Below are 26769 nucleotides of genomic sequence, written 5' to 3'. Positions count from 1 at the left end.
CTTATTATAATCTTTTTAGTAAATCTTTCAATGGTTTTAGTAAATAAAAAAACGTTCGAATTAACGAACGTGTTTCAAGTCTAAAATATTGTGTTTGATTTGATCTCTGACCTGCCGAAAGACGGCTAATTGCTGGTCGGGGGTTCCGGTCGCATGGGCTGGATCAGGCAGCGGCCAGTGCAGTTTTTGAACAGTGGGCGGCGTTACAGGACAATGGTCACGGGCATCGCCGCACAAAGTCACGACAAGGTCCGCTGTTTTGAGGACATGCGGATCGATCGGCTTGGCAAATTGTTTGGAAATGTCGATGCCGTCTTCAGCCATAACCTGTACAGCACGTGAATCGAGTTGGCCGGGCGCAATACCGGCGCTTTGAACGCGCCACCCAGGTAACAGCGCTCGAGCGTAACCCTCCGCCATTTGGCTGCGGCAGGTATTGCCAGTACACAGGAAATAAATTTTTTTCATTGCGGACAGCTCCTTTTTGAGTTCATTATACAGAAAATACTTGACGAACAGGACCTCTTTCTATAAACTTAAAGTGTTCCAATTATTGCCCGCTGGTCAAATTGGTTAAGACGTCGCCCTCTCAAGGCGGAGTTACGGGTTCGATCCCCGTGCGGGTGATTTTTAAACGTCCTTTCTTGTTTAGAAGGGGCGTTTTTTGTGTTTTTAAAACTGTTTTCATTTCAGGCTGCGTTTTGATGTTCTAATCTGCCTTGTATAAGTGTCGGAAGAATGCTGAGCAAGGATAAAATAAGGTCATTCTAAAGTGGTGCCACTAAAAAAGAGGCTGTGACATCAGTGCCTCTTTCACGAAAAATGACTCTTTAAATGCAAAAATTGCATTTAAAGAATCATTTTTGTTTGAACAGTATAAATTTGCGAAACGCGGTAGCCATCTGGCATTTACATCGCGCAGTAACCTACCTAGCTTTTACAAAGCTAGGTAAATGCCTAAATGGTCTTGCGGGGGAGGCTACGATGAAGTCAAAAAACGACTTCTGTAGCTCTCCCAAGGCTGAGTAAATGCCTAGCTGTCCTCGCGGGGGCGTGACAACGAGGTCAAAAAGCGACTTCTGTCACGCTCCCTCACAAAGACACTATCCATTATAAACGGCATCGATTCGCTGCCGCATCAGCCATTCAGGCACATTGGCGAGTCGAGCGGCGGTGGCGGTGATAACGCTGATATGCGGGCTGTTGAACAGTTGGTGCACATTGGCCTTGTCGATGACTTTCAGAAACGCCTTGTTGTGCTTCATGGCAAGCTCGGTGTCATGCCGAACCATGTCTTCCGGCAGCAGCAATGCTGCAGCTAAAGATTCAACCGTCCATTTTTGCATCGTTTTGTCATCTTCGCTGAAGTCAGAAACGTAGTCGACGGTTTTCAGAATGAAACTCGCGAAGCCTTTGCCGACAATCCAGGCCTGTTCAGGATAGGTGACATGGCTATCTGTGATGATCAGACTGGCTTCGACCATCTGGGTATCCTCGCCGACTGCTTTCTGGGGATGAATCATGAAATCAGTCTTGAGATCGGCACTGTAATTGATGCGCATATGCAGGGAACCGGCCATCGCCAGTAAATCAACACATGTTGCGTCATTGTAGACTTTCAGTCGGCCGAGAAAATTACGTAAAGTGGGAAAATCCCGCATGATGTCGCCATAAACGGCGGTCGCAGCGTACCAATCAACGCCTTCTTGATCATCGTTCGCCTGTTTTGACTGCTTTTCCTTGCTTGCTTTTTTGCTCATTGTCAAATTCCTCCTCCAAATTGGAAACGCTTGCTTAACCTATTTTACGCCCTTTTAGGACCGTTTGTCAGCCAGATTCGTAAAAAAGCGTTTTGGACCGTGGCAGCTGGCGAAGCTGGTATGATAAAGCTAAGGAAGGTGAAGGGTATGGTGTTCGCAGCGTCAAAAGTGTTGGAGATGGAAGTCGGGACTTCGTGGGCCGAAGTGATCAGCACGATCGGGTCGATCGTTGCTATTTTTCTAGTTATCTGGCAGGTGAAACGGTCGGCGGATTTAATGCGCAAGGAGACCCAGCTGCGTAAAGACAATAGTCTGTATGTGAATGCCAAATTTGCCCGTCCCATTTTAGAGGTCAAATTCAACCGGAAAGCCGTTGCCAGTAATCAGGACACCGTAGCGGTGCTAGCCGATGAAAAACAGCGCCGCCACGCTCACGCTGCTTATGTAAATGGGGAACATCTGCCTATGCTGACGATCGCCAACTATTCGGACAATCGCATCGCCGAACTATATGTGACGGTCCATTACGAACGAGCCGGCGTTGAGGACTATTGCAGCGGGGTTCAGCATGCTGTCGCCAGACCAGGGCAATTGCAGTTTGTGCCGGCCGTTTTCTTAGACGAACTGGATCAGCCGCTAGCAGCACTTGCCAGCCAGATTCAAGCTATCACGATTGAAGGTATCACGGTCAAAAACGAAAAATTCCGGCTGAGCGTGATACTGCCGATTCACCATGGCGAACTGTATCTGGGGCAGCTGCACCGTGAACAGTGGGAGTTTGACTTCTTGAGCAATCCAGTCGACAAGCATGGTCAGCGGACCCGGAGCAATCATGATTTGACACCGCAGGAGGTGCGGGCAATCCAGGATGATGTCAGTTTGACGGCACCATTGAGTGCGCTGCCGGTGCGGCACTGAAGCCACGAAAAAAGGACCTTGCTTCTGCAAGATCCTTCTCACGCTCATTTATTTCTCTCTTTATTTAATAGTAGGTAATGATTAAGCTTCTTTATGATATTGATTATGATGGAACCAAGCAACACCCTTGTCGAAGAAGGCAATGAAGTCATTGCTCAGGTACAGGATATAAGTAATGAATAAGACCCAGTTGGCGCCGCCCTGCATGGCGGTGATTCCCCAGAGGGTAACGGACATCAGGCCCTGTGCCAGCCAGAAGTAGTATGTGTCGGAGAAACGCAAGGTGGTCAGCAGCGCACCGGTAATCCCGATTGCAGCGGCGAGTGAATCGATTGCTGGACGTGGGGAGTTGGTGTAACGGGATTCAAAGAAATACAATGCGGCTAAAACGACCACAAAGAATAGGGCGAACAAAGCCCAGTTGCGAGATGAATGCTTGGATTCCTTAACGGTCCGGACCCGTTCGTTGACATTCTTCGCCCAGCCTGGCATGAGCAGGACCGGCAGATCGAGTAATAAGATGTAGACGGTCTGTAGCAGCATGTCGGAGTAATTTTTGGCGGTGAAAGCCACGTAGATATAAATCAGCGCACTGACCAATCCAAAGATCCCATTCAATGGTTTGGTGTTGGTAATACTGATGGTGCACGTAAACCCAAGCATCCCAGCCAGCATAGTCATGATCGAATCAAAGGTGATTGGGGACAAGAAAGTCGTTCCGCCGATGATGACAAGCCCAATAATCAGCAGGATGTAACTCCGTTTGGTCCAGCCCTTCATTTGTTCGACGTACCAGCTCGGCTTGAGCACGCTGGTGAGCGCAATATCTTCGTGTTGCTTTTGTTCTGATTGTTGCATAGAAAAAACCTCTCCTTTAGGATTTATTTAATGGGTGGCCAGTAAATGAGAAAATTTAGCCACGAACTATTATGCAATGAAAAAAAGATAAATAAAAGGGGTTGCTTTTTCGACTAGATGGTGCGGTCCAAACTTGGTTGTACACTACCAATAGTGGCTCGTGCCCATCAATCGGGCGGGGAAATCCCTTTCACAGGGTATAAAAAAAGAATTCGAATTTTTTTCGAACTCTTGTGATGATTCAGAAATTCACACGTTGCGATTGGTCCAGATCTGCAGTAATAGTTCTCCGAATAAAAACAGGCAGTATAAGCTGCATCCCCAGGCCGCAAAGCGTAGAATGAGAGCTGAAACGACCTGGCTGGCTGCCAGCAAAACGAGGTCGAGCAAAAAGAACTCGAGCAGCTGGACCGTCAGCTCATGCCGGATTTTTTGGGCTTCTTGTTTAGAATGCTGTGCCACATTGCCAGCCTTCTTCCTATTCAAATGACAATTCCACCAGCAGGGCGTGCCGATCGGTCAAATGGGCCGTCGTCATCCAGATTTCGCCGAAATGGCCAAGGTCCTTGTTGGTGATCCGCTTATAGAAGTAGGAAAGCAGGCCGTAATTGCGGGCAACATACTGAGTTGGAAGCCGCCGGACATGGAGCCGCATTGGCGGGAATAATTCCTGTCCATCCGGAAATAACACCAAGTCCGATAAGGTGAAAGTAATGACGTTTTCGTATTGATTGAGTTCGGTCCGGACACTTTCAGGGTGCTGCTGGACATACTGCAGAATTAAAGTATCACTGTCAAATTCGTTCATGACGTTCTCCTTACAAAAAAATTTATTGTAAAACGGTCGTAACGCAGTCGAATATGCTAACATAAAAAGCAATCGCGTTAATTGCTTACATTATAGCATTGGAATCGAAAGATTGGGAGTGAGGGTTGATGACTGCATTAGATCTCTATTTTGTTCGTCATGGTCAGACCGATGCGAACGCACATAGACGTTTACAGGGCATCATGAACGAACCGCTCAACGAAACGGGCCGCAAGGAAGCTGCCCATACACGGGACACACTGGCCAAAATTCCCTTTATTGGGGCCTATGCTAGTGACCGCAGCCGGACACGGGAAACAGCGCAGATTATTTTGGCAACGCACCCGGAAGTGACTGCTAAGACGACAACGGCCCATTTAAGGGAATACAACTTCGGGTCGTTTGAAAATATGCGGGACATTGACATCGGCCGGTTGATGGTTGCCCATTTCGGTGTCCGCAAGATTGCTGCCAGTTTACGGTCGCCGGCGACGTTTATTCCGCTGATGGCGGAGGGGTTCACAGCGATGGACCAGACCGGCGTCGCTGATACGCAGGAAACGGCCCTCGAACGGATGCAGACACAGATCGACGAGATTAAGGCCGATTTTCCGAACGGCGGCAATGTGCTGGTCGTTTCGCATGCTTTCATCATGAGCTTGTATTTGCTGGCACTTGATCCGAAAGTGAAACTGCCGATTTCGATGCCGAAAAACGCCAGTGTGACTCACGTTCATTATGATGAAAACGAGATTACGATCGGTGCCGTCAATGCCACGAGCACCAAACAGCTTTTTTCAGTAAAATGACAGAATGTCGCTTGCAATTCAAGCGCATTTTTTATATAATGACAACACGTCACATGACAAGATGTCATTTAGTTATTTCATGAAAGGAGCTTTTTTGTGCCCAAAAAGACGTTTTTTCGTCTGCCGGAAGCAAAACAACAGCGTTTGATGACTGCGGCTCGAATTGAATTCTCCCGAGCTCGCTTCGAAGATGCTTCGATCAGCAATATCATCAAACTGGCTAGTATTCCGCGCGGCAGTTTTTATCAGTATTTTGAAGATAAAGCGGATATTTTTGATTACTATGTTCAACAGATCTTTGCAAATATGGATGCAGAGTGGAAGGCGTGCTTGGAAGACAAGCACCATGGCGATTTGTTTGCCGCCTTCCGCGATTTCTTTGCACAAAAAATCGTGACGGTCCTGTCGGGTCCGAACGCCGCTTTTTTCGAACGGCAGTTTACCCACGTCGACCGGCTGAATGCGTCTAATAAAGAAGACCATCAGCAACGGGCGCACAAACATCCGCATCATAAGAGTATCGAACGTATGATTTCCAATGTTACAATCGACTATTCCAAACTGAAGATTGACACGCCCGAAGATGCGGCCAATCTCTTTAGTCTGCTGATGCTGATTGTCATCCAGTCGTTAGGGTCCTACTTCCGCCAGAAAGCGGCCGGAGTAGTGGTTCCAACAGCTGAAATTGTGCACATGTTCAATCACGAGCTCGATTGGCTCGAATTCGGGGTCAGCAAACCTCAATTATAAACCGGCGAAGGGAGTTTTAAGATGTTCAAGTTAGCCAAAGGCCGAGTGTCCTATCCGGCCGTGCTGGGCGCCATTTTGTTCATGATCGTTCAAGTGGTTGCCAACCTATACTTACCAAATTTAACGGCGGACATCATCAATAATGGTGTCGCCAAAGGGAATATTGCCTATATCTGGAGTGCCGGTGCGAAAATGCTGGGCTTTTCACTGCTTAGTGTCGCCGCTGCCTTCGGGAACGTGTATTTAGCGGCCCGGACGTCACAAGGATATGGGAAAAATTTACGTTCCGATATTTTCAGCAAAGTCGTTCATTATTCGAACGATGAATTGGATCAAATCGGGACCAGTTCGCTGATTACCCGGACCACCAACGATGTCGTCCAGATTCAGAATGTCGCTATGATGTTCTTGCGGATGATGATTCAAGCACCAATCATGCTGGTTGGGGCAGCGTTCTTAGCTTATCAAAAGAACCATACTTTGACGCAGATTTTCATTTATGTCATTCCAATCCTGATTGTTTTGATGGGAATCATCATGATTTTTGCCGTACCGTTGTTCAAGAAAATGCAGACCAAGACCGATAACATCAACTTGGTCTTCCGTGAAGGCTTGACTGGGGTGCGTGTCATCCGGGCTTTCCGTCAGGATGATTTCGAACAGGAACGGTTTGATGGTGTCAACCGGGATTACACCCAGAATGCCACCAAAGTTTATAGTATTATGGCGATCGTCTTCCCAGCCATGACCTTGATCATGTCCGGCACCAACGTAGCGATCGTTTATTGGGGCGGTCATCTGATTGCCAACCAAGTCATGCAAGTCGGGAATTTAGTTGCCTTCATGACTTATGCCATGCAGATTCTGATCAGTTTCATGCTCTTATCGATGATCTTCGTCTTCATTCCCCGTGGGCAAGCTTCAGCTGCTCGTATTCAGCAGGCCCTCGATTTGAAGTCGGATATTACCGATCCCAGCGATCCGGAGAAACTGGAAGATAAGCCGGTTGCTTTGAAGTACGACCATGTCAACTTCCGGTATGAGAATGCTGAAGCGTTGGCACTCACGGACATTGACTTCTCGGCCACGGCCGGGCAGACTGTTGCCGTCATCGGCGGGACTGGTTCCGGGAAATCAACTCTCATCAACCTGATTCCCCGTTTGTATGATGCTTCCGATGGGAGTGTCAACGTCGACCAGACCAATGTCAAGGATGTTACTCAGCATGATCTGCATGGGCAGGTTTCGTTTGTGCCGCAGAAGGCCAATTTGTTTACTGGGACTGTGCGGGACAACATGCAGTTCGGGAAACCCGATGCAACTGATGATGAAATCTGGCATGCTTTGAAAGTGGCTCAGGCAGATGGCTTCGTTAAAGAAGAAGGCGGCTTGGACATGCACGTCGAACAAGGCGGCGGCAACTTCTCTGGCGGCCAGCGTCAGCGGTTAGCCATTGCGCGTGCTCTCGTTAAGAAAGCATCCGTTTACGTGTTCGATGATTCATTCTCAGCGCTCGATTTCAAGACCGATGCCGATTTGCGGGCGGCCTTGAAAGCCGACCCAGAAATTCAGAAGAGTGTCGTCGTCATCGTCGGCCAGCGTGTGTCGACCGTTGCCGATGCCGATACGATCTTAGTTCTGGATGACGGGAAAGTTGCTGGTAAAGGAACACACAAGGAATTATTAGCCAATAACAAGACTTATCAAGAAATTGTCAACTCACAGATTCGAGAGGGGGACGACAAATAATGGCAGAAGAGACAAACAAAAATCGTCCGGCTCAGTCACAGCAGCATCATGGTCCCGGCGGTGGTCGCGGCCCTGTCGAAAAGGCCCAGAACTTCTGGCCAAGTGCGATGCGGCTGTTACGCTATATGTCTGATCGGACGGTGGCACTGATTGCCGTCTTAGTTTTGGCGATTGCCTCCACCATTTTCCAGATTCGGACACCGAAGATTTTAGGGAAAGCGACTACTGAAATCTACAAGGGCGTTTTGAAGGGAACAGCGGAGCAAAAGGCCGGCATTCCGGTCCGCAGCTTCCCAATCGACTTTGATAAGATTAAACAGATTATTATCACAGTCATCATTATGTATATTGCTTCAGCAATTTTCAGTTTCTTGCAGCAGTTTATTATGACCCGTGTATCGCAGCAGACGGTTTATAAAATGCGTAAAGAACTTAAGTATAAGATGAAGAAAGTGCCGATTTCTTATTACGACACGCATTCAAACGGGGATATCATGTCTCGTGCTATCAACGATATGGATAACATTGCTTCCACCTTGCAGACCAGCTTAACGCAGATGGTTACCAGTACCGTCACGTTTATCGGAACGCTGTGGATGATGCTGTCGATTTCATGGCAACTGACTTTAATTGTGTTAATTACCCTGCCATTGAGCCTGATTGTTGTCGGGATTGTGGCACCACGTTCGCAGAAATACTTCGGTCAGCAGCAGTCCAGCTTGGGCTTGCTGAACAACCAGGTTGAAGAAGATTATGCCGGCCAATTGGTCCTCAAGACGTTCAACCGTGAAGACCAAGCTACGAAAGACTTCGAAGTTCAGAACAACAACTATTATCAAGCCGCATGGAAGGCCCAGTTCATTTCTGGGGTCATCATGCCGTTGATGACGTTCATCAACAACTTAGGCTATGTTTTCGTCGCTGTTGTCGGTGGGATTCGAGTTGCTCATGGGCAGACGACTTTAGGGGACGTTCAGGCGTTTCTGCAGTACACGCAGCAGTTCTCGCAGCCGATTACCCAGCTTGCCAATTTGACGAACACGATTCAGTCAACGATTGCCAGTGCGGAACGGATTTTCGAAGTGCTCGATGAACCCGACATGACCAACGAACCATCTGGTTTGAAGCCAATTGCCAACGATCCTAATATCGTTGAAATGGATCACGTTCAGTTCGGCTATTCGCCAGATGCACCGCTGATGACGGATTACAACTTGCAAGTCAAGCCAGGTCAGATGATTGCGATCGTCGGACCGACCGGAGCCGGCAAGACGACCATTATCAACTTGCTGGAACGGTTCTACGATGTCACCGGCGGCTCGATTCGTTATGAAGGGACCGATACTCGTGACATGAGTCGTGAAGACCTGCGCAGCCATTTTGCCATGGTGCTGCAGGACACATGGCTGTTCACTGGGACCATTTGGGACAATCTCAAATATGGTCGTGAAGACGCAACGGATGATGAAATCTTAGCCGCTGCGAAAGCCGCCCATGTCGACACGTTCGTCCGGCAGCTCCCAGACGGCTATAACACGGTTCTCAATGAATCAGCTTCCAACATTTCACAAGGGCAGCGCCAGTTGCTGACAATTGCCCGTGCGTTCGTTGCTGATCCGCAGATTCTGATTCTTGATGAAGCGACGAGTTCCGTCGATACCCGGACCGAATTGCACATCCAGCATGCGATGAATCGTTTGCTGAAGGACCGGACCAGTTTCGTCGTTGCCCATCGTTTGTCAACGATTCGGGACGCCGATAACATTATCGTCATGAACCATGGGAGCATCGTTGAAACCGGGACCCATGATTCCTTGATGAAGAAGAACGGCTTCTACGCCGATCTCTATAACAGCCAGTTCACAGGCAACATGACCGCAGATGATTAACCAGTTTAAAAAAGAAACTGTCGCTCAATTGGAGCGGCAGTTTTTTTGTGGGAGGAATGGAGGTGGGGATAAAACGTGTTTCAAAGTGCAAACAGCTTGTTTAATCGCACTTTGTCGTACGCTGTGCGTCGTCTTCCTTGTACTTTTTGTCAAAGTGGCGTTAAATGAAGGGGAAGATTGAAAATACGGGAGTGAATGAAATGGCAACGTTTAAAATTGCACCGGAAACACGCATCGGCTTTTTGGCTTTAAAAGTTCAGGATTTAGACAAGATGACAGAATTTTACACGAACATCTTAGGGTTGCGGGTGTTAAAGCGGACGAATGACCAAGTTTATTTAGGCACCCAGGTCAATCAGGAAGTGTTGCTGACGTTCCGGCAGATCGATGGGAAGACCACTGATTAACCGCTGGCTGGAATGACTCATTATGCGTTCTTGCTGCCGAATGATGCCGATCTCGGCAATATGTTGGAGCATCTGCAGCAATTGGGCACACCGATTACAGGCGTTTACGAAAATGGGTACAGCCGTTATTTCGACCTCGAAGATCCTGAGGGCAATGGCGTCGAATTTGCCATTGATAAAGCCATCGAATCGTGGCACAGCAATACCCAATATGACTGGAAGAATGAAGTCAGCAAAGAAATCGATGCAGCCGTTGTGACTGACAAGGCTCACGGCAGCTATGACGGCATTCCAGCCGGGACTACGATCGGTCACGCTGAGCTTCAAGTTGCTGATATGGACGCTTCCACCAACTTTTATGTGCATGGTCTCGGCTTTGGCATCAACGATGTCGCCGGTTCCGACCAAGAGTTTTTAGCCGCTGGTGATTATCATCATCATATTGGCTTGGAACTGATTGAAAAGCACGATGTCGTTGTTCCACAGGAGAATAATTATGGACTTGATTACGTCAACTTATTGCTGCCGAATCAGGATGGCATGGATTTGATCCTCGATAACCTGCGTTCAGAAGAAATTGAATATTCTTACAACCAGGATCATCAAGTTTTGATGGTAACTGATCCGAACGGCATTCAATTATTATTATCACTTGCTTAACAAGAAAATCAGGGGCTGTGACTGCGGTCACGGCCTTTTTGTGAAAAAGAGGTCCTTTTATGTTTGCACAAACCGCTACTGAAATCGAAGCACTTGTCCACCAGCACATCGTTCCCGGCGTCTCGTACGCACTGCTCAAAAACCAGCAGGTCCACCAGAATGTGCTGGGCCGATCTGCTTTAGTGCCGCAGCCACGCCCGCTTAAGGTCAATATGCTGTACGATCTGGCGTCTTTGACCAAGGTGATCGGAACGACGACGCTATTGCTTCAGCTCTTTGAAAAGGGGCAGTTGTCGCTTGATACACCAGTGCGGAAGTACTTACCCGAATTCGGCGATGACCGGGTTACGATTCGTCATTTGATGACGCATACTTCGGGGATTCGGGGGTATATTCCAAATCGGGATGCGTTGCCGCCGGAGCAGCTGAAAACGGCCTTGCTCCACGAACACGTCAACGATACGTTTGAAAAGCAAGTTGTTTACACCGATGTCGGACTGCTGTTTGTCGGCTGGATGATGGAAAAAATCGTCCATGAACCAATCCAGCAGGCGCTTACCGAACGAGTTTTACAGCCGTTGCAGCTGCGCCATTCGACGTTTCAGCCCGACCCCCGTCAGTGTGTGCCGACCGAAGTGACACCAGAACGAGGCGTTATTCAAGGTGTCGTCCATGACCCGAAGGCCTACACGCTGAAGGAACATGGGGCGTCAGCCGGATTATTTGCTCCCTTGAGTGATTTAATTGCCTTTGAACAGTTTATGTTAGGGCAGGCCGACTTGCCGGATGCACCTATTCAGCAAAAGACGGTTGCAAAGCTGTTTCAAAACTATGCGCCTAATAATTTAGGCCGTTCGATTGGTTGGGATTTGCGTTTTGACCCAACGGACGGGCATGCGTTGCTGTATCACACTGGGTTTACCGGCACGTTTATGCTGATCGACCGTCTGAAGCAGAGCGGCCTGATTGTCTTATCCAATCGTATTCATCCGACCCGTGACAATCAGGTTTTTCTGGAGCGGCGCGATCAGATTATCCAAACTTTTTTACAGGAAAATAAGTAAACAAAAACGACTGTCTTCGCAAAATGAAGACAGTCGTTTTTGTTTCGAGGCTGAAATGACTCAGCCAGTCTTTTAAAAATTATGTTTTGCTTCTGGTACGTCGACGGCGGCGTTTTGGATGTCCAATTCATCAACTGGTGTCAGGTCGGCATCGGGATCGGCGGCATGAATGGCTGCCTTGAGCAATCGGCGTGTGATTGGGGCATTGTGCGTCAGAATCGGGCCATGGAAGTAGCTGCAGAAGGTATTCTTGTAAATGGCGCCTTCTGTGCCATCTTGGCCGTTGTTGCCGTGGCCGCTGACAACATGGCCGAGCGGCTGTTCTTCGTCGCCCAAAAAGGTCATCCCGTTATGATTTTCGAAACCGTAGTAATTTTCATCGAAAGCATCGTTGTGAATCTCGATGTTGCCGATGAAACGATTGTGATCCTGGCTCAGTGTATAGTGGCTCAAGGCACTGATACCAGGAATTTTTTCGCCATGGGCCCCAATGTAATATTGACCCAGCAACTGATAGCCGCCGCAAACAGCCAGCAGCGGGCCGCCGTTTTCGATGTAATTCGTCAGTGAATCGGCCTTGTTCTGGATATCCTTTGAAATGACGACTTGTTCGTAATCCTGGCCGCCGCCAAAAAGGACGAAGTGGTACTTATTGGCATCAAACGGAGTATCGAGGCTGACAAGGTCGACGTTGACCTTGATGCCGAGCTGTTCGGCGTAGTATTTGAGGACGAGGATATTGCCGAGGTCCCCATAGGTATTCATGAGATCGCCGTATAAATGGGCAAAATTAAGTTCCATGCTTTTTTCCTTTCCTTACATTCTGTTGGCAACGAGCTTCATATCAGCAAACTTCTGGCGCAGCTGCAGCATTGAAGTGTAGTTGGCCAAGACGTACAAGTGATCAGTGGGAACTTGTTTGAGTTCGTCGATAAAGTGGTCGAGATCCTGATTCGGATGGATTTTATCGTCCGGTGCACCGGCAATTTTGAGCCGGAACGAAATGTCGCTGACCCGATCGCCGCCAGTGACAACGGCCGGTACGTCATTATTCCGCACAAAGTCTTCGAAATTGCCGTCCCAAATCCAGCTCGTATCGATGCCATCGGCAAAGTTAGCATTGAGCAGCCAGCCAAGCGAGAAAGGCTGAGCGTCAGTCGAAATCATGTCGAGTACCTGGTTGAGTCCGACTGGATTCTTGACCAGAATCAAAGTCAGTTTTTTGTCGCCGAGCTGAATCACTTCCTGCCGCCCGAAGACTTTTTCATCATATTGGAAGGCTTTTTCGATTTGGGCTGGTTTGACGCCGAGAAAACGACCGACACTGTAAGCGGCTAAGGCGTTGTAAACATTATATAGACCGCCGACTTGGATGGCATACGGGCGTTCGTCGATACAGAACTGTGAGGACGTTGGGTCCATATGGATTCGTTTGGTAACCCGATACTTCAAGGCCGGCCGGTGGAAACCGCAGTGCGGGCAGAAATATTTGCCCAAGTTGCTGTAAGTAATGAATTTATAGTGGAGAATATGGTTGCAAACGGGGCAGAGGACGCCATCTGTGTTCGGTGTTGCCACGACGTCGCCATCCGGCTGATCGTCGAAACCAAAGTAAATAACTGGATTCGGTAATTTTTCCGAAGCAAACAAGGCTTCATCGCCATTTGCAATCACTGTCGCATTGGGAGCTAACTTGATGCCTTCGAGAATTTTGTCGTTGGTTGTATAGATTTCGCCATAGCGATCGAGCTGGTCCCGGAAGATATTCGTCAGGACGAAGGCTTTCGGCTTCACATAACGGCTGACCAGTTTGACGTTGGCTTCATCGACTTCGAGGACGGCCAGTTTCCGCTGGTGCCGTTTCGGCTTCTCCTTGTCGGTCAGAAACGCTGTGATGATTCCTTGTGTCATGTTGGAACCACTGGGATTGGTCAGAATCTGATCATACTTTTGGGCCAGCACTTTGACGATTAGCGAGGTCGTCAAGGTCTTGCCGTTGGTCCCCGTCACGAGGATGACATCATAATTGCGGCCCAAGTCCTTCAAAACGGCTGGGTCGATTTGTTCAGCAATGCGGCCTGGGAAAGAACTGCCGCCCTTCATAAATGTGTGCAGGAACCAGTAGGACGATTTGCCGACTGTTTCTGCAAAACTACTGCGAATAGTCATGTGTATGTTCCACCTCTTTGATTTGAAATAATCTTACCATATAAGAAGCTAAATTTGAAACGTTCGCATGCCGCAAGACCTCGAAATTTGCAATTAAATCGAGTATACTTGTTACAGAGAAAACAAAGGAGTTGGCAAGCGTGGCCCAATTATTTTTCCGTTATGGTGCAATGAACAGTGGGAAATCGATCGATATTTTGAAGGTCGCCCATAACTATGAAGAACAAGGCAAACCCGTTATTTTAATGACCAGCGGGGTGGACGATCGGACTGGTGTCGGTCAGATCGCCTCACGAATGGGATTGGAACGGGCAGCCGTCCCGATCTTTGCAAAAACGAACATCTTTGATTATGTTGCGGCTCATCGTGATCACATTGCTTGTGTCCTCATCGATGAAGCTCAATTTTTACAGAAACACCATGTGTTGGAATGTGCCAGGGTCGTGGACGAACTGAATGTGCCGGTCATGACGTTCGGCTTGAAGAATGATTTTAAAAACGATCTCTTTGAGGGGTCGAAATATTTATTATTATATGCCGACAAGATCGAAGAAATGAAGACGATCTGCTGGTTCTGCTATCGGAAGGCGACGATGAATCTGCGTGTCCACGATCACAAACCAGTTTATACCGGCGAACAGATTCAGATTGATGGTAATGAGTCCTATTATCCAGTGTGCCGGGAACACTACTTCAACCCGCCGCTGGATGAATTGCAGCAGGACCCACGCACAGAAGATATTAGCGAAGGGGAAGAAAAATGGCAGTAATGGACAAAATGTTCGAACAGCTCGATGGGCTGGTCGATCGTTATGATGAATTACAAGAATTGATGTCGGATCCCGAAGTCATCAACGATACGAATCGTTACCGCGACCTCATCAAAGAAGAGGCCAGCATGCGGGATGTTGTGGCCAAGTACAAGCAGTATAAACAAGTACAAGATGACATCAAAGAAAGCGAAGAAGTGCTCCGTGAATCCAAAGACAGCGACCTAGAAGAGCTGGCCAAAGAAGATCTCAGCGAACTTGGCAACAAGAAGGAAAAGCTCGAGCATGATATCACCATGCTGATGCTGCCGAAGGATCCTAATGATGATAAGAACATCATTATGGAAATTCGGGGCGCCGCTGGTGGTGATGAAGCCAGTTTGTTTGCCGGCGACTTGCTCAGCATGTACGAAAAATATGCTGAAAAGCAGGGCTGGAAGACGGAGATTATCGATTCCAATCCGACCGAAGTCGGCGGTTTCAAGGAAGTCGTTCTGATGATTACCGGCGATAGTGTCTTTTCAAAATTAAAGTATGAAAATGGGGCTCACCGTGTGCAGCGGGTCCCCAAGACCGAATCGGCCGGCCGGGTGCACACGTCGACAGCGACGGTCGGGGTCATGCCAGAATACGATCAGGTCGATATTGATATCGATCCAAAGGATATCCGGACCGATGTCTACCGTTCCAGTGGTGCCGGCGGTCAGCATATCAACAAGACATCTTCGGCTGTCCGGATGACCCATTTGCCAACCGGGATCGTTGTGACGATGCAAGATCAGCGTTCGCAGCAGCAGAACCGTGCCAAGGCGATGCAGATTTTGCGGGCCCGTGTCTATGATTATTATGAAACACAGAACCAGAACGAATACGATGAAAAACGGAAATCCGCCGTTGGGACAGGTGATCGTTCCGAACGAATCCGGACGTACAATTATCCGCAGAATCGTGTCACTGATCATCGCATCGGATTGACTTTAAACAAGCTCGATAAGATTATGAACGGCGATCTCGATGAAATCATCGAAGCTTTAATCTTGTCCGATCAGACCAAGAAGCTGGAAGAGCTGAATGCCTAAAACGTATTTTCAGCTCCTCCAAGATGCGACTCAGCAGCTCAAAACACGGGGGCAGGAAACGACAGCCGCCGCTTATTTGCTGACGGAACGGCTGGGCTGGAATCAGACCCAGCTGCTGGTTCATTATCAATCCGCAGTGCCAGACGCTGTGGCCAAGCAGTTTGCTCAAGATCTGGCTCAGTTCGAGCAGGATGTTCCCGCCCAATACATTATTGGACGGGCCGATTTTTACGGACACTCGTTCCAAGTGACGCCGGCGACCTTGATCCCACGCCCTGAGACGGAGGAGTTAGTCGAATGGGCTCTCAATACTTTGCCTAATCAGCCTCTGCAGGCGGTCGATATTGGGACCGGCACTGGCGCCATTGCCGTTTCACTCAAACTGGAACGGCCAGCCTGGCAGCTGACGGCGACTGATTTATCGGCCAGCGCTGTGCAGGTGGCCCGAGCCAATGCTGCGCAGCTGGGGGCAAAAATTACCTTTAAACAAGGCGATTTGTTTGCACCGCTTGCCGGCCAGCAGTTCGACCTGATTATCAGCAATCCGCCGTACATTGCCGCTTCCGAAAAAGCGGTCATGGATGCTTCTGTTCTAAAGTACGAGCCTCAGGGAGCACTGTTTGCCCCTGAGGATGGCCTGCAGTTCTACCGGCGGTTTGCGCAGCAAGCACAAGCCTATTTGCGGCCGCACGGGTGGTTGTTCTTGGAATACGGCTATCACCAGCAGGATTCGATTGCCGCACTGTTTAAACAGTATTTTCCAGCATTAAAATTACACTTTCGGCGTGACATTGCCGGTCATCCTAGAATGATGGCCGGACAACTCGCCGAATGAGGGAGGTTTCCATTTTTGAAGACAGTTGTTTTTAAACCAGATCAAGTGGCTGCGGCTGCTAAATTGATTCAGGACGGGCAGCTCGTGGCGTTTCCAACCGAAACCGTTTACGGTTTAGGGGCCGATGCGACCAATCCGACCGCTGTCAAACAGGTTTACATCGCTAAGGGGCGTCCTAGCGATAATCCATTGATCGTGCATGTTGTTTCGGCGGAACAGGTCAAACAATATGCCGTTGATCCATCTGGCCGTTTTAAGAAGCTGACGGATGCCTTTTGGCCGGGTCCGCTGACGATGATTTTGCCGTTGCGGCCGCATGCCTTTGATCCAGTGGTGACCGGCGGCTTGAAGACAGCTGCCTTCCGCAACCCACGTAAACAGATCACACTCGATTTGATTCGTGAAGCTGGCGTGCCGATTGTGGGTCCTTCTGCGAATACTTCCGGCAAACCTAGCCCTACTACTGCTGAACATGTTTTGCATGATTTAGATGGTAAAATTGCCGGTGTGCTTGATGGTGGTCCGACCGACGTTGGCGTCGAATCGACAGTGCTCGATCTCAGTGTGACTACACCAGTGATTCTGCGTCCCGGTGCTATTACTCGTGAAGACATCGAAAAGGTCATCGGACCGATTCTGAACAATCACCACCATGTTGCTGCTGATGAAACACCGAAGGCTCCTGGCATGAAGTATAAGCATTACGCACCGAATGCTCAGGTCGTGGTAACCCATGCGGCTGATTTTCCGGCTGCCATCAAATGGGCGCAGGCACAAAATGTGCCGTTCGGGATAATGGCAACTGATGATATTCTGAATGCGCAGAATGTCGTTCGTTTCAAGGAACAATTTTCATTAGGCGATTCCGTTACCTCAGCCAGCAAGCATCTGTTTGACGGCTTGCGCTACTTTGATATGTATCCCGAAGTCAAAATTATTCTGGCCGAAGGATTCGACAAAGAGGGTTTAGGAATTGCCTACATGAACCGGTTAGAAAAATCTGCTGGGCAAGTGCATTTCAATGCGCAGACGAATGAAACTGAACAAAGAAAACAATAGATATTTCATTTCATGGCTGAATAAGCTATAATTTGAACAGCTAGGTTGAGGGCGGTCATGGATCGCAGCTCGGCCTTTTTTATAGAATGAGGGGGTATGTGAATGAATTTTAAAGAAGACGACCCAGAATTATGGGGTGCGATTGCCAATGAAGAGCAGCGCCAGCAGCAGAATATCGAACTGATTGCGTCCGAAAATATTGTGTCACCAGCTGTCCGAGCAGCCCAAGGCAGTGTCTTAACGAACAAATACGCTGAAGGGTATCCTGGCCACCGTTTTTACGGTGGTTGTGAATACATCGATGTCGTCGAAAATCTGGCGATTGATCGGGCTAAAGAATTATTCGGGGCTGAATATGTCAATGTCCAGCCGCATTCCGGCTCGCAAGCCAACATGGCCGTTTACCGGGCTTTTTTGGAACCCGGTGATGTCGTTTTAGGCATGAGCCTGACGGATGGCGGTCATTTGACACATGGATCGCCCGTCAATTTCAGCGGGCAGACGTATCACTTCTATAGTTATGGTGTCGATCCTGAAACAGAACAGATCGATTATGATGCCGTCGCCGAATTGGCCGAACGGGTCAAACCGAAGATGATTGTCGCTGGGGCTTCTGCCTACAGCCGCATCATTGATTTCAAACGGTTCCGTGAAATTGCTGATCATGTTGGGGCGTACTTAATGGTGGATATGGCTCACATTGCCGGTTTAGTGGCCGCCGGCTTGCACCCTAGTCCTGTGCCGTATGCGGATGTCGTCACTACGACGACCCATAAAACCTTACGGGGCCCTCGTGGTGGCATGATTTTAGCTAAAGAACAATATGGCAAGGCACTCAATTCGGCCGTTTTCCCTGGCACACAGGGCGGCCCATTAGAACATGTGATTGCTGGCAAAGCAGCCGCTTTTCATGAAGCGCTGAAACCGTCGTTCAAAATCTATGCCGAACAAACAATCAAAAACGCCCAAGCGATGGCTGATGAATTCAAGCAAGATAAGCGGGTACGCGTCGTTTCCAATGGGACGGATAATCATCTGATGCTGGTCGATGTGACTGGTTTAGGTTTATATGGTCGGGATGTGCAGAATCTATTAGACGAATTGCACATTACTGTCAATAAGAACACGATTCCGTTTGAAAAGAATGGTCCTTTAAAGACCAGCGGCATTCGAATCGGAACACCGGCAATCACCACTCGTGGGTTTAAGGAAAAGGAAGCCCGGCAGGTCGTGCACTTTATCCTCGATGCAATCGAAAAACGGGACGATCTCAAGGCTTTGGAGCAGATCGAACAGGATGTGCTTGCCTTGACGGCCCAATTTCCGGTCGCACAGATCCAATATTAAAAAAAGAGCCGGTTATAGCCGGTAATTTGCGGTAGAATAGAATCAATCAAATTGAAAAGGTGGCTGTCCAAAGATGGGAAAATTCACAGTTTTGAATCATCCGTTGATCCAACATAAGTTGACGATCATGCGCGATAAGAACACAGGAACCAAAGATTTCCGTGAAATCGCCAGCGAAATTGCCGAACTCATGGTCTATGAAATTACACGCGACTTACCTCTGAAGAGTGTTGAAATCGAAACACCGATGGGGAAGACCGTTCAAAAAGAACTTGCCGGGAAAAAATTAGCCGTTGTGCCGATCTTACGGGCCGGCCTCGGCATGGTCGATGGCGTTTTGCGTCTGGTACCAGCAGCTAAAGTGGGTCACATCGGTATGTACCGTGATGAAGAAACCCTTGAACCCCATGAATATTTCTTAAAGCTGCCGCCGGATATCGAACAACGTGATGTCTTTGTTGTCGATCCAATGCTGGCAACCGGTGGTTCTGCCAAAATGGCGATCGAAGCTTTGAAGAAGCATGGTGCCAAAAATATGCGGCTGGTCGTTTTAGTCGCTGCTCCAGAAGGTGTCAAAGCGATTGAAGAAGCCTTCCCGGATGTCGACGTTTATGCAGCAGCATTAGATGATCATCTCAACGATGACGGCTATATCGTCCCTGGGTTAGGGGACGCCGGCGACCGTCTCTTCGGGACTAAGTAAAACGAGATAGATAACTTGAATATGACTGTTGCAGCCATATTTTGTGAAAGGCTGAGACAAAGCAAATTGTCCCAGCCTTTCGTAGCTTTTCGTCCAATTGGATGGCTGATGTGCAAATGGGTGCGGTTCCATTAGCGATTTTTCATATCGTTGATTGCATTTTGCTTTTAAATGCCTATACATAGGTTTTTAGCAACAACCTAAATTGCTCTTTTTGAACGAAAAAAAGTGCAAATCAGTTTTGAATTTTATGAAAATTGGTGGTATAGTTTCAAGTGTGTTTAGGCACGCTCATTGACCATTATGTGTGGTAAACTAAAGCTGATTATCATGCAGCCATGCATGTGCGTGCCGAATTGTCAGTGGCTTTGATCATTTCCCAAGCATACATAACAGTTCTAACACGCTTGATTCTTTCGGAAAGGAGGAAAAATTTGTGGACGAAAAGTATCCAATTGTCAGCCTCTACGGCTTACGATTTAACTTGGCAAATGATTTATCGGCTCTGATCAGCTGTATCATTATCTTTGCAGTTGTTTTTGCCCTTTCACGTCATTTGACGATGAAACCGAACAAAAAGCAGAATGCATTGGAATGGATGGTTGATTTTACCAACAATATTGTGAAGAGTGCAATGCCAGGTGAGGAAGGCAAGCAGTTCTATCTTTTGGCTTTTGTTTTGTTCCTGTACATCTTTATCGCCAATCAGTTGGGCTTGATCATTCAAGTCATCTTTAATGGATTCACCTGGGTTAAGAGTCCGACTACTGATCCGGTGATCACCATGTCGTTTGCCCTGATCGTTTTGCTCCTCTCCCATTACTATGGGGTGCAAAAGTTTGGGTTCAAAGGATACTTGGCCAATTTCGCAAAGCCGGTCAGCTTCTTGCTGCCGATCAACCTGTTAGAGGAGTTCACCAACTTCTTAACGTTGTCACTGCGTCTCTACGGGAATATCTTTGCGGGGGAAGTTCTGTTGAACTTACTTGCTAAAATGGCGTTGAGCCATGGCTGGATCACGTCAATCGTCACAATGCCATTGGAAATGATTTGGCAAGGATTCTCGGTCTTCATCGGGAGTATCCAGGCCTTTGTCTTTGTAACATTAGCAATGGTTTACATTTCTGATAAGCTTGAAAGTGAATAAAAAAATCCTGAGGAGGAATTTTCAATGAATTATTTAGCAGCAGCTATCGCGGCCGGATGTGCCGCACTTGCAGCATCATATGGTAACGGACATGTTATTTCAAAGACTGTCGAAAGTATGGCCCGTCAGCCAGAACTCGCTGGTCAGTTACGGACAACTATGTTTATCGGTGTCGGCTTAATTGAAGCCGTTCCGATTTTGGCGATCGCGATCGCTTTCTTGATCCTCTTCGTCTAAGACGAACGTTTACCGTTGGTACTTTATTTAAGGAAGGAGTGTTGATAAGTTGCCTACAGACTTCATTTTATTAGGTGCAGCCAAGTCTGGTTTATATCTGGGCGATTTTCTCTTCATCCTGATTTCATTTTTGATCCTGGTCGCACTCGTCGGGCATTTCGCCTGGAAACCGGTTGCGGACATGATGCAAAAACGTTCCGATAAGATCTCGAACGATATTGATAACGCTGAAAAGTCACGTCAAGATGCTGAAAAGTTGGACAAACAGCGGCAAGATGCCTTGAAGAATTCACAAAATGATGCCAACAAGATCATCGAATCTGCGAAGGATAATGGTGAGAAACAGCGTCAGACGATCATTACCAACGCTCAACAAGAAGCACAGACTTTGCGCGAAACTGCTCAAAAAGACATTGCACAGGAACGCCAGGACGCTTTAGACAGTGCTCGTAATGACGTTGCTGACATTTCAGTCGAGATTGCCACCAAGATCATTGGCAAGCAATTGAATGCCGCTGACCAAAAGGACTTGATCGATTCGTATATTGAAGGGTTGGGGAAGTCCAATGGCAATAAGTAAGTATACGATCGGCCAACGTTATGGGAAGGCCTTGTTTGAGTATGCACAAGAACAAGATCATTTACAGTCCATTTATGATGAATTGCTGACCTTGCGTGAGCTTTATCAACAGCAGCCGCAGTTAGGGAATGCATTGACTAATGCAGCCCTAAGTCCGGAACAAAAGGAAAAGATCTTTGTCACGATGCAGGGGCCGTTCAGCCATGAGATGCAGAGCTTTATGAACATTGTGTTCGGCAATAACCGAATGAATGATTTATTGCTCATGATCGATGACTTTGAAAAACGCTATGACGATGCGATCGGTCGGGTACAAGCTACCGTTACGACGGCAGTTCCGCTGACCGATGAGCAGGCACAGCATTTGGAAACAGCCTTTGCCAAACGAATCGGGGCCAAAACAACTGTGTTAACACAGAAAGTTGACCCCAGCATTATGGGCGGTGTGATCATGCGGGCCAACGATCAAGTGATCGATGGCAGCGTCCGCACCAAACTGATGCATATCAAGGAACGTTTAACGCAACAAAATTAGAAATTAGTTAGAAGAGGTGAATCCAATGAGCACCAAAACTGAGGAAATCAGTCAACTCATCAAGCAGCAGCTTGAGGGCTATGAAGACGACCTAAACGTCAATGAAGTGGGTATCGTCACTTATATCGGTGATGGGATCGCACGTGCTCATGGTCTAAATAACGCCTTAGCGAACGAATTATTGCAATTCCAAAATGGGACATATGGTATGGCGCTCAATTTGGAAGAAAACGATGTCGGGATTATCATCTTAGGGAGTTATGATGATATCCGCGAAGGCGACCAAGTCAAGCGGACAGGACGGATTATGGAAGTGCCTGTCGGCGATGCTTTGGTAGGTCGTGTAGTCAATGCCTTAGGTCAGCCAATCGATGGCCTGGGCGATATTAAAACAGATAAAACGCGCCCAATTGAATCACCGGCGCCTGGGATCATGCAGCGGCAGTCCGTTGATCAGCCTTTACAGACTGGTTTGAAGGCCGTCGATTCATTGGTTCCAATCGGTCGTGGTCAGCGTGAATTAATCATTGGGGACCGTAAAACTGGGAAGACTTCGATTGCCATCGATACAATCTTGAACCAAAAGGATCAGGATATCATTTGTATCTATGTCGCAATTGGTCAGAAGGAATCAACTGTTCGGAACCAGGTTGAAACGTTACGGCGTTTCGGTGCCTTGGACTATACCATCGTTATGATGGCCGGTCCGTCTGAACCAGCTCCGATGCTTTACATTGCCCCATATGCCGGGACAGCGATGGGTGAGGAATTCATGTACAACGGCAAGCATGTTTTGATCGTGTATGATGATCTTTCCAAGCAGGCGGTTTCTTACCGTGAAATTTCATTGCTGCTTCGTCGTCCTCCAGGTCGTGAAGCTTATCCTGGTGATATTTTCTATACCCATTCACGTTTACTCGAACGTTCAGCCAAATTGAGCGACAAACTGGGTGGTGGTTCAATGACCGCATTACCAATCGTTGAAACACAAGCCGGTGATATTTCCGCTTATATTCCAACTAACGTTATTTCAATCACTGATGGGCAGATCTTCTTACAAAGTGATCTCTTCTATTCTGGGACCCGTCCGGCTATCGATGCTGGGGCTTCTGTCTCCCGTGTTGGTGGGTCGGCACAGATCAAGGCCATGAAGAAAGTTTCCGGGACATTGCGTCTGGACTTAGCTTCATACCGTGAACTTGAAGCCTTCACGCAGTTCGGTTCCGATTTGGACCAAGCTACACAGGCTAAGTTGAATCGTGGTCGCCGGACGGTTGAAGTTTTGAAGCAGCCGTTACATCAGCCGCTGCCTGTTGAAAAACAGGTCTTGATTCTGTATGCCTTAACGCATGGGTTCCTGGACAGTATTCCAGTTGACGATATTTTACGTTTCCAAAATGAACTGTTTACTTACTTTGATAGTAATGATGCCGATCTTTTGAAGACGATTCGTGAAACTGGGAATTTGCCAGATACCGATAAACTCGATCAAGCAATCAAGGACTTTTCAAAAGGCTTCCAGCCATCTAATCAGCGTCAGGGCTTAACCGGCGATGATGATAGCGAAAAAGCTGATTCGGAAGCTGTTCAGCCAGATCAGCAACCGGATGTCACAACGAATTAAAGGTGGTGGACAAATTTGCCTGATTCTTTAATGGATATCAAACGCAGAATTGCTTCCACAAAAAAGACCAGCCAGATCACCAGTGCCATGCAGATGGTTTCTGGTGCGAAGTTAATGCAGATCGAAAAGAAATCAGCTGATTACCAGATTTATTCATCTAAGATCCGTGAAATTGTTACCCATTTAGCCGCTTCGCAGTTATTGGAAATTGCCCGGGCCGAGGCCAATGCCGTCGATCCTGAGGAACGCCAAAAAGCAACGAAGAAGCTGACCGTCAGCAGCTTGCTGCGGGAACGGCCAGTTAAAAAGACCGGCTACATGGTCATCACAAGTGATCGGGGCTTAGTCGGCGGATACAATAACACCGTCATCAAGGCGATGATGGACTTGATTCATCAGGAACATCAATCGCCAGATGAATATGTCTTCATGGCAATCGGCGGAACTGGTGCTGACTTCTTTAAGTCACGGGGCATGAATTTGGCTTACGAATATCGTGGCGTCAGCGATGTGCCGACGTTTAACGAAGTCCGTGAAATCATTTCGACAGCGGTCTCAATGTATGACAACGAGGTTTTCGATGAACTCTATGTTTGTTACAACCATCATGTCAACTCATTAAGTTCCGCTTTCCGTGCCGAAAAGATGTTGCCGATCAACGATTTGGATGTTTCTGAAGTCGAAAACAAAGGCGAAGAATACATTACCGATCCTGATCCGGACACCGTTCTGGATGCGATTCTGCCGCAGTACGCTGAGAGTCTGCTCTACGGAGCCATCATGGATGCCAAAACGGCGGAACATGCGGCTTCGATGACTTCGATGCGCAGTGCAACGGATAATGCGAAGGATTTGATTTCAGATCTATCAATGCAGTTTAACCGTGCTCGTCAGGCGGCCATTACCACAGAATTAACTGAAATTTCTGGTGGTGCCGCTGCCCTTGAGTAGCATGTACAGATTGAAAATAAGACGGGAGGAAATAGCCGCATGAGTGAATCAATTGGTAAAATTTCACAGGTTATCGGACCCGTCGTCGATGTCGAATTTCCTTTAGACAAACCCTTACCCGATATTAACAACGAACTGAAAGTGCAAAAGAGCGATACGGAAGAGACCGTTCTTGAAGTGGCTTTGGAATTAGGCGATGGTGTTATGCGCACGATTGCCATGGAGTCTACTGATGGCTTGCAGCGTGGGATGAAAGTCAAGGACACTGGTGGTCCGATTTCCGTACCCGTTGGTAAAGAAGATTTAGGGCGTGTGTTTAACGTCTTAGGGGATACCATCGATGATGGCCCTGAGTTTCCTGCGGATTACCGTCGTGACGGGATCCACAAGGATGCTCCAAAGTTCGATGAATTAAATACATCCACAGAAGTGCTCGAAACTGGGATTAAGGTTATCGATTTGCTCGAACCTTATCTCCGTGGTGGTAAAGTTGGATTGTTCGGTGGTGCCGGTGTTGGTAAAACTGTTCTGATCCAGGAACTGATCCACAACATCGCCGAAGAACATGGTGGTATTTCAGTCTTTACTGGGGTCGGTGAACGGACCCGTGAAGGGAACGACTTGTACTTTGAAATGAAAGGTTCAGGTGTTCTGAAGAATACAGCCATGGTCTTTGGTCAGATGAACGAGCCGCCTGGTGCTCGTATGCGTGTTGCGCTGACTGGACTGACAATTGCGGAATACTTCCGTGATACGTTGGGCCAGGATGTGTTACTCTTTATCGATAACATTTTCCGCTTCACACAGGCTGGTTCTGAAGTTTCCGCCCTGTTAGGCCGTTTGCCATCTGCCGTTGGTTATCAGCCGACATTGGCCACTGAAATGGGGCAGTTGCAGGAACGGATTACTTCAACTAAGAAGGGTTCCATTACTTCAATTCAGGCCGTTTATGTTCCTGCCGATGATTACACTGATCCGGCGCCAGCAACAACGTTCGCCCATTTGGACGCAACGACAAACCTGGAACGTAGCTTGACTGAACAAGGGATTTACCCAGCCGTTGATCCGTTGGAATCTTCATCAAGTGCTTTGGATCCAGAAATCATTGGGGAAGAACATTACAAGGTTGCGACTGAAGTGCAGCATGTTTTGCAGCGTTACCGTGAATTGCAGGATATCATCTCGATCTTAGGGATGGATGAATTGTCCGATGAAGAAAAGACGATTGTTACGCGTGCCCGTCGGATTCAGTTCTTCCTGTCACAGAACTTCAACGTTGCCGAACAGTTTACTGGCCAACCCGGTTCTTACGTCAAGATCGCCGATACTGTCGAAGGATTCAAAGAAATCCTTGAAGGCAAGTATGACGATCTCCCTGAAGATGCCTTCCGTCTGGTCGGACCAATCTCCGACGTGGTCGCAAAGGCTAAGAAGATGGGCTACAACGTCAGTGAAGATGATACTGCTGAAGAAGTAACTGCCGATAAAGCCGCATCAGCTGAATAGGAGGCGTTAAAGTATGGCGGAAGAGGAAAAGGTTTTGACCGTCAATATTGTGACGCCGGATGGTTTGGTCTATGACCACCATGCCCGGATGCTGGTCGTCGAAGCTTTAGATGGACAACTTGGGATCATGGCGAACCATGAACCGTTGATTGCACCTTTGAAAATTGGTGAAGTCCGGGTCACACGTGTCGATAGTACCGACCATGAAAATGCAATCGCTGTGAATGGCGGCTTCCTTGAAGTCAGCCATAATGTCGCTTCGATTGTGGCCGATAGTGCTGAACGGGAACGGAACATTGATTTGAACCGTGCCGAAAGTGCCAAAGCACGTGCTGAAAAGCGAATCCAAGCTGCTAAAGAGAAACATGATACCGATGAGTTGCAACGGGCCAACATTGCTTTACAGCGTGCTGTGAACCGGATCAACGTTAAAAATCACCGGTAATGCTAATGAAAAATCGTTTCGAATGATTCGTTCGGAACGATTTTTTTGTGCACTCATTTCTTTTTCTCGTTTGCAAGTTATGCTAAACTTTAACCAAACAGAAAGGGCGG

General features: G+C 47.9%; 29 protein-coding genes and 1 tRNA gene. 23 read left to right on the top strand and 7 right to left on the bottom strand.

Annotated elements, in window-relative coordinates; genetic code table 11:
• Positions 1-60: 60 nt before the first annotated feature.
• Positions 61-468 (bottom strand): arsenate reductase (thioredoxin), encoded by a 408-nt coding sequence (gene arsC / locus IV40_RS02465; RefSeq protein ID WP_057768773.1) that lies wholly within the window; start codon positions 466-468, stop codon positions 61-63.
• An 86-nt stretch (positions 469-554) separates the two neighbouring features.
• On the opposite strand from arsC, the gene IV40_RS02460 reads away from it, so the two are divergent.
• Positions 555-627: transfer RNA gene (locus IV40_RS02460), tRNA-Glu, on the top strand.
• A gap of 476 nt (positions 628-1103) precedes the next feature.
• Here the strand turns inward: IV40_RS02460 and IV40_RS02455 are convergent.
• Complete coding sequence (locus tag IV40_RS02455; protein ID WP_057768772.1) at positions 1104-1760, bottom strand: hypothetical protein; 657 nt, start codon at positions 1758-1760, stop codon at positions 1104-1106.
• A gap of 147 nt (positions 1761-1907) precedes the next feature.
• Here IV40_RS02455 and IV40_RS02450 point away from each other — a divergent pair, with 147 nt between their 5' ends.
• Entirely contained in the window at positions 1908-2678 is a 771-nt protein-coding gene (locus IV40_RS02450; protein ID WP_057768771.1) for a hypothetical protein, read from the top strand.
• An 81-nt stretch (positions 2679-2759) separates the two neighbouring features.
• Here IV40_RS02450 and pnuC read toward each other — a convergent pair whose 3' ends face one another.
• From pnuC to IV40_RS02435, 3 genes are all read right to left on the bottom strand, one after another.
• Entirely contained in the window at positions 2760-3536 is a 777-nt protein-coding gene (pnuC, locus tag IV40_RS02445; protein WP_082617821.1) for a nicotinamide riboside transporter PnuC, read from the bottom strand.
• Between the two features lie 249 nt (positions 3537-3785).
• The gene (locus IV40_RS02440; RefSeq protein ID WP_057768770.1) at positions 3786-3998 is read right to left on the bottom strand and encodes a hypothetical protein; all 213 of its coding nucleotides are present in this window, start codon (positions 3996-3998) and stop codon (positions 3786-3788) included.
• A 16-nt stretch (positions 3999-4014) separates the two neighbouring features.
• On the bottom strand, positions 4015-4344 hold the full coding sequence (locus tag IV40_RS02435; protein WP_057768769.1) for a hypothetical protein: 330 nt from the start codon (positions 4342-4344) through the stop codon (positions 4015-4017).
• Positions 4345-4472: 128 nt separating this feature from the next.
• Here IV40_RS02435 and IV40_RS02430 point away from each other — a divergent pair, with 128 nt between their 5' ends.
• The 7 genes from IV40_RS02430 (at position 4473) to IV40_RS02400 (ending at position 11672) form a co-directional block, all read left to right on the top strand.
• Positions 4473-5153, top strand: a complete 681-nt coding sequence (locus IV40_RS02430; RefSeq protein WP_057768768.1) for a histidine phosphatase family protein — start codon at positions 4473-4475, stop codon at positions 5151-5153.
• Between the two features lie 96 nt (positions 5154-5249).
• The gene (locus IV40_RS02425) at positions 5250-5903 is read left to right on the top strand and encodes a TetR/AcrR family transcriptional regulator (RefSeq protein WP_057768767.1); all 654 of its coding nucleotides are present in this window, start codon (positions 5250-5252) and stop codon (positions 5901-5903) included.
• Positions 5904-5924: 21 nt separating this feature from the next.
• On the top strand, positions 5925-7652 hold the full coding sequence (locus IV40_RS02420) for an ABC transporter ATP-binding protein (RefSeq protein WP_057768766.1): 1728 nt from the start codon (positions 5925-5927) through the stop codon (positions 7650-7652).
• Positions 7652-9541 (top strand): ABC transporter ATP-binding protein, encoded by a 1890-nt coding sequence (locus IV40_RS02415; protein ID WP_057768765.1) that lies wholly within the window; start codon positions 7652-7654, stop codon positions 9539-9541. The genes IV40_RS02420 and IV40_RS02415 overlap by 1 nt, the downstream gene beginning before the upstream one ends.
• A 200-nt stretch (positions 9542-9741) precedes the next feature.
• The gene (locus tag IV40_RS02410; protein ID WP_162258837.1) at positions 9742-9948 is read left to right on the top strand and encodes a VOC family protein; all 207 of its coding nucleotides are present in this window, start codon (positions 9742-9744) and stop codon (positions 9946-9948) included.
• 12 nt (positions 9949-9960) lie between these two features.
• Positions 9961-10608 (top strand): VOC family protein, encoded by a 648-nt coding sequence (locus tag IV40_RS02405; protein ID WP_057768763.1) that lies wholly within the window; start codon positions 9961-9963, stop codon positions 10606-10608.
• Between the two features lie 59 nt (positions 10609-10667).
• Positions 10668-11672: a serine hydrolase domain-containing protein gene (locus tag IV40_RS02400; RefSeq protein ID WP_057768762.1), complete on the top strand. Its 1005-nt coding sequence runs from the start codon at positions 10668-10670 to the stop codon at positions 11670-11672.
• Between the two features lie 72 nt (positions 11673-11744).
• Here the strand turns inward: IV40_RS02400 and IV40_RS02395 are convergent, their stop codons facing one another.
• On the bottom strand, positions 11745-12473 hold the full coding sequence (locus tag IV40_RS02395; RefSeq protein WP_057768761.1) for a type 1 glutamine amidotransferase: 729 nt from the start codon (positions 12471-12473) through the stop codon (positions 11745-11747).
• A 15-nt stretch (positions 12474-12488) separates the two neighbouring features.
• A complete protein-coding gene (locus IV40_RS02390; protein ID WP_057768760.1) occupies positions 12489-13841 on the bottom strand; it encodes a Mur ligase family protein in 1353 nt (450 codons plus the stop codon).
• 140 nt (positions 13842-13981) lie between these two features.
• On the opposite strand from IV40_RS02390, the gene IV40_RS02385 reads away from it, so the two are divergent.
• From IV40_RS02385 to IV40_RS02320, 14 genes are all read left to right on the top strand, one after another.
• The gene (locus tag IV40_RS02385) at positions 13982-14611 is read left to right on the top strand and encodes a thymidine kinase (protein ID WP_057768759.1); all 630 of its coding nucleotides are present in this window, start codon (positions 13982-13984) and stop codon (positions 14609-14611) included.
• Complete coding sequence (gene prfA, locus IV40_RS02380; RefSeq protein WP_057768823.1) at positions 14611-15690, top strand: peptide chain release factor 1; 1080 nt, start codon at positions 14611-14613, stop codon at positions 15688-15690. The genes IV40_RS02385 and prfA overlap by 1 nt, the downstream gene beginning before the upstream one ends.
• On the top strand, positions 15683-16525 hold the full coding sequence (gene prmC / locus IV40_RS02375) for a peptide chain release factor N(5)-glutamine methyltransferase (RefSeq protein WP_057768758.1): 843 nt from the start codon (positions 15683-15685) through the stop codon (positions 16523-16525). The genes prfA and prmC overlap by 8 nt, the downstream gene beginning before the upstream one ends.
• Before the next feature lie 15 nt (positions 16526-16540).
• Positions 16541-17584, top strand: a complete 1044-nt coding sequence (locus tag IV40_RS02370) for an L-threonylcarbamoyladenylate synthase (RefSeq protein WP_057768757.1) — start codon at positions 16541-16543, stop codon at positions 17582-17584.
• 102 nt (positions 17585-17686) lie between these two features.
• The gene (gene glyA / locus IV40_RS02365) at positions 17687-18931 is read left to right on the top strand and encodes a serine hydroxymethyltransferase (protein ID WP_057768756.1); all 1245 of its coding nucleotides are present in this window, start codon (positions 17687-17689) and stop codon (positions 18929-18931) included.
• A 73-nt stretch (positions 18932-19004) separates the two neighbouring features.
• Positions 19005-19634, top strand: coding sequence for a uracil phosphoribosyltransferase (gene upp / locus IV40_RS02360; RefSeq protein WP_057768755.1), 630 nt, complete (start codon positions 19005-19007; stop codon positions 19632-19634).
• Positions 19635-20070: 436 nt separating this feature from the next.
• The gene (gene atpB / locus IV40_RS02355) at positions 20071-20781 is read left to right on the top strand and encodes a F0F1 ATP synthase subunit A (RefSeq protein ID WP_057768754.1); all 711 of its coding nucleotides are present in this window, start codon (positions 20071-20073) and stop codon (positions 20779-20781) included.
• Between the two features lie 24 nt (positions 20782-20805).
• Positions 20806-21018, top strand: coding sequence for a F0F1 ATP synthase subunit C (atpE, locus tag IV40_RS02350; protein ID WP_057768753.1), 213 nt, complete (start codon positions 20806-20808; stop codon positions 21016-21018).
• A gap of 49 nt (positions 21019-21067) precedes the next feature.
• On the top strand, positions 21068-21598 hold the full coding sequence (gene atpF / locus IV40_RS02345) for a F0F1 ATP synthase subunit B (RefSeq protein ID WP_057768752.1): 531 nt from the start codon (positions 21068-21070) through the stop codon (positions 21596-21598).
• Positions 21585-22133: a F0F1 ATP synthase subunit delta gene (locus tag IV40_RS02340; RefSeq protein WP_057768751.1), complete on the top strand. Its 549-nt coding sequence runs from the start codon at positions 21585-21587 to the stop codon at positions 22131-22133. Before atpF ends, IV40_RS02340 begins: the two co-directional genes overlap by 14 nt.
• Positions 22134-22158: 25 nt before the next feature.
• Entirely contained in the window at positions 22159-23757 is a 1599-nt protein-coding gene (atpA, locus tag IV40_RS02335; RefSeq protein ID WP_082617822.1) for a F0F1 ATP synthase subunit alpha, read from the top strand.
• Between the two features lie 15 nt (positions 23758-23772).
• Positions 23773-24708 (top strand): F0F1 ATP synthase subunit gamma, encoded by a 936-nt coding sequence (locus tag IV40_RS02330; RefSeq protein ID WP_082617823.1) that lies wholly within the window; start codon positions 23773-23775, stop codon positions 24706-24708.
• Between the two features lie 39 nt (positions 24709-24747).
• Positions 24748-26214 (top strand): F0F1 ATP synthase subunit beta, encoded by a 1467-nt coding sequence (atpD, locus tag IV40_RS02325; protein ID WP_057768750.1) that lies wholly within the window; start codon positions 24748-24750, stop codon positions 26212-26214.
• A 13-nt stretch (positions 26215-26227) separates the two neighbouring features.
• A complete protein-coding gene (locus tag IV40_RS02320) occupies positions 26228-26659 on the top strand; it encodes a F0F1 ATP synthase subunit epsilon (protein ID WP_057768749.1) in 432 nt (143 codons plus the stop codon).
• Positions 26660-26769: the final 110 nt, after the last annotated feature.

This window comes from Lactobacillus selangorensis (assembly GCF_001437205.1).
GTDB lineage: Bacteria > Bacillota > Bacilli > Lactobacillales > Lactobacillaceae > Paralactobacillus > Paralactobacillus selangorensis.
The sequence above is the reverse complement of the archived record's forward strand: the minus strand, read 5'-3'. Positions and strand labels throughout refer to the sequence as shown.

What these genes read in the sequence shown, in the direction of transcription:
- arsC (WP_057768773.1), bottom strand. Translation starts at nt 468, where the DNA reads ATGAAAAAAATTTATTTCCTGTGTACTGGCAATACCTGCCGCAGCCAA.
- IV40_RS02455 (WP_057768772.1), bottom strand. Translation starts at nt 1,760, where the DNA reads ATGAGCAAAAAAGCAAGCAAGGAAAAGCAGTCAAAACAGGCGAACGAT.
- IV40_RS02450 (WP_057768771.1), top strand. Translation starts at nt 1,908, where the DNA reads ATGGTGTTCGCAGCGTCAAAAGTGTTGGAGATGGAAGTCGGGACTTCG.
- pnuC (WP_082617821.1), bottom strand. Translation starts at nt 3,536, where the DNA reads ATGCAACAATCAGAACAAAAGCAACACGAAGATATTGCGCTCACCAGC.
- IV40_RS02435 (WP_057768769.1), bottom strand. Translation starts at nt 4,344, where the DNA reads ATGAACGAATTTGACAGTGATACTTTAATTCTGCAGTATGTCCAGCAG.
- IV40_RS02430 (WP_057768768.1), top strand. Translation starts at nt 4,473, where the DNA reads ATGACTGCATTAGATCTCTATTTTGTTCGTCATGGTCAGACCGATGCG.
- IV40_RS02420 (WP_057768766.1), top strand. Translation starts at nt 5,925, where the DNA reads ATGTTCAAGTTAGCCAAAGGCCGAGTGTCCTATCCGGCCGTGCTGGGC.
- IV40_RS02415 (WP_057768765.1), top strand. Translation starts at nt 7,652, where the DNA reads ATGGCAGAAGAGACAAACAAAAATCGTCCGGCTCAGTCACAGCAGCAT.
- IV40_RS02410 (WP_162258837.1), top strand. Translation starts at nt 9,742, where the DNA reads ATGGCAACGTTTAAAATTGCACCGGAAACACGCATCGGCTTTTTGGCT.
- IV40_RS02405 (WP_057768763.1), top strand. Translation starts at nt 9,961, where the DNA reads ATGACTCATTATGCGTTCTTGCTGCCGAATGATGCCGATCTCGGCAAT.
- IV40_RS02400 (WP_057768762.1), top strand. Translation starts at nt 10,668, where the DNA reads ATGTTTGCACAAACCGCTACTGAAATCGAAGCACTTGTCCACCAGCAC.
- IV40_RS02395 (WP_057768761.1), bottom strand. Translation starts at nt 12,473, where the DNA reads ATGGAACTTAATTTTGCCCATTTATACGGCGATCTCATGAATACCTAT.
- IV40_RS02390 (WP_057768760.1), bottom strand. Translation starts at nt 13,841, where the DNA reads ATGACTATTCGCAGTAGTTTTGCAGAAACAGTCGGCAAATCGTCCTAC.
- prfA (WP_057768823.1), top strand. Translation starts at nt 14,611, where the DNA reads ATGGACAAAATGTTCGAACAGCTCGATGGGCTGGTCGATCGTTATGAT.
- prmC (WP_057768758.1), top strand. Translation starts at nt 15,683, where the DNA reads ATGCCTAAAACGTATTTTCAGCTCCTCCAAGATGCGACTCAGCAGCTC.
- glyA (WP_057768756.1), top strand. Translation starts at nt 17,687, where the DNA reads ATGAATTTTAAAGAAGACGACCCAGAATTATGGGGTGCGATTGCCAAT.
- upp (WP_057768755.1), top strand. Translation starts at nt 19,005, where the DNA reads ATGGGAAAATTCACAGTTTTGAATCATCCGTTGATCCAACATAAGTTG.
- atpE (WP_057768753.1), top strand. Translation starts at nt 20,806, where the DNA reads ATGAATTATTTAGCAGCAGCTATCGCGGCCGGATGTGCCGCACTTGCA.
- IV40_RS02340 (WP_057768751.1), top strand. Translation starts at nt 21,585, where the DNA reads ATGGCAATAAGTAAGTATACGATCGGCCAACGTTATGGGAAGGCCTTG.
- atpA (WP_082617822.1), top strand. Translation starts at nt 22,159, where the DNA reads ATGAGCACCAAAACTGAGGAAATCAGTCAACTCATCAAGCAGCAGCTT.
- atpD (WP_057768750.1), top strand. Translation starts at nt 24,748, where the DNA reads ATGAGTGAATCAATTGGTAAAATTTCACAGGTTATCGGACCCGTCGTC.
- IV40_RS02320 (WP_057768749.1), top strand. Translation starts at nt 26,228, where the DNA reads ATGGCGGAAGAGGAAAAGGTTTTGACCGTCAATATTGTGACGCCGGAT.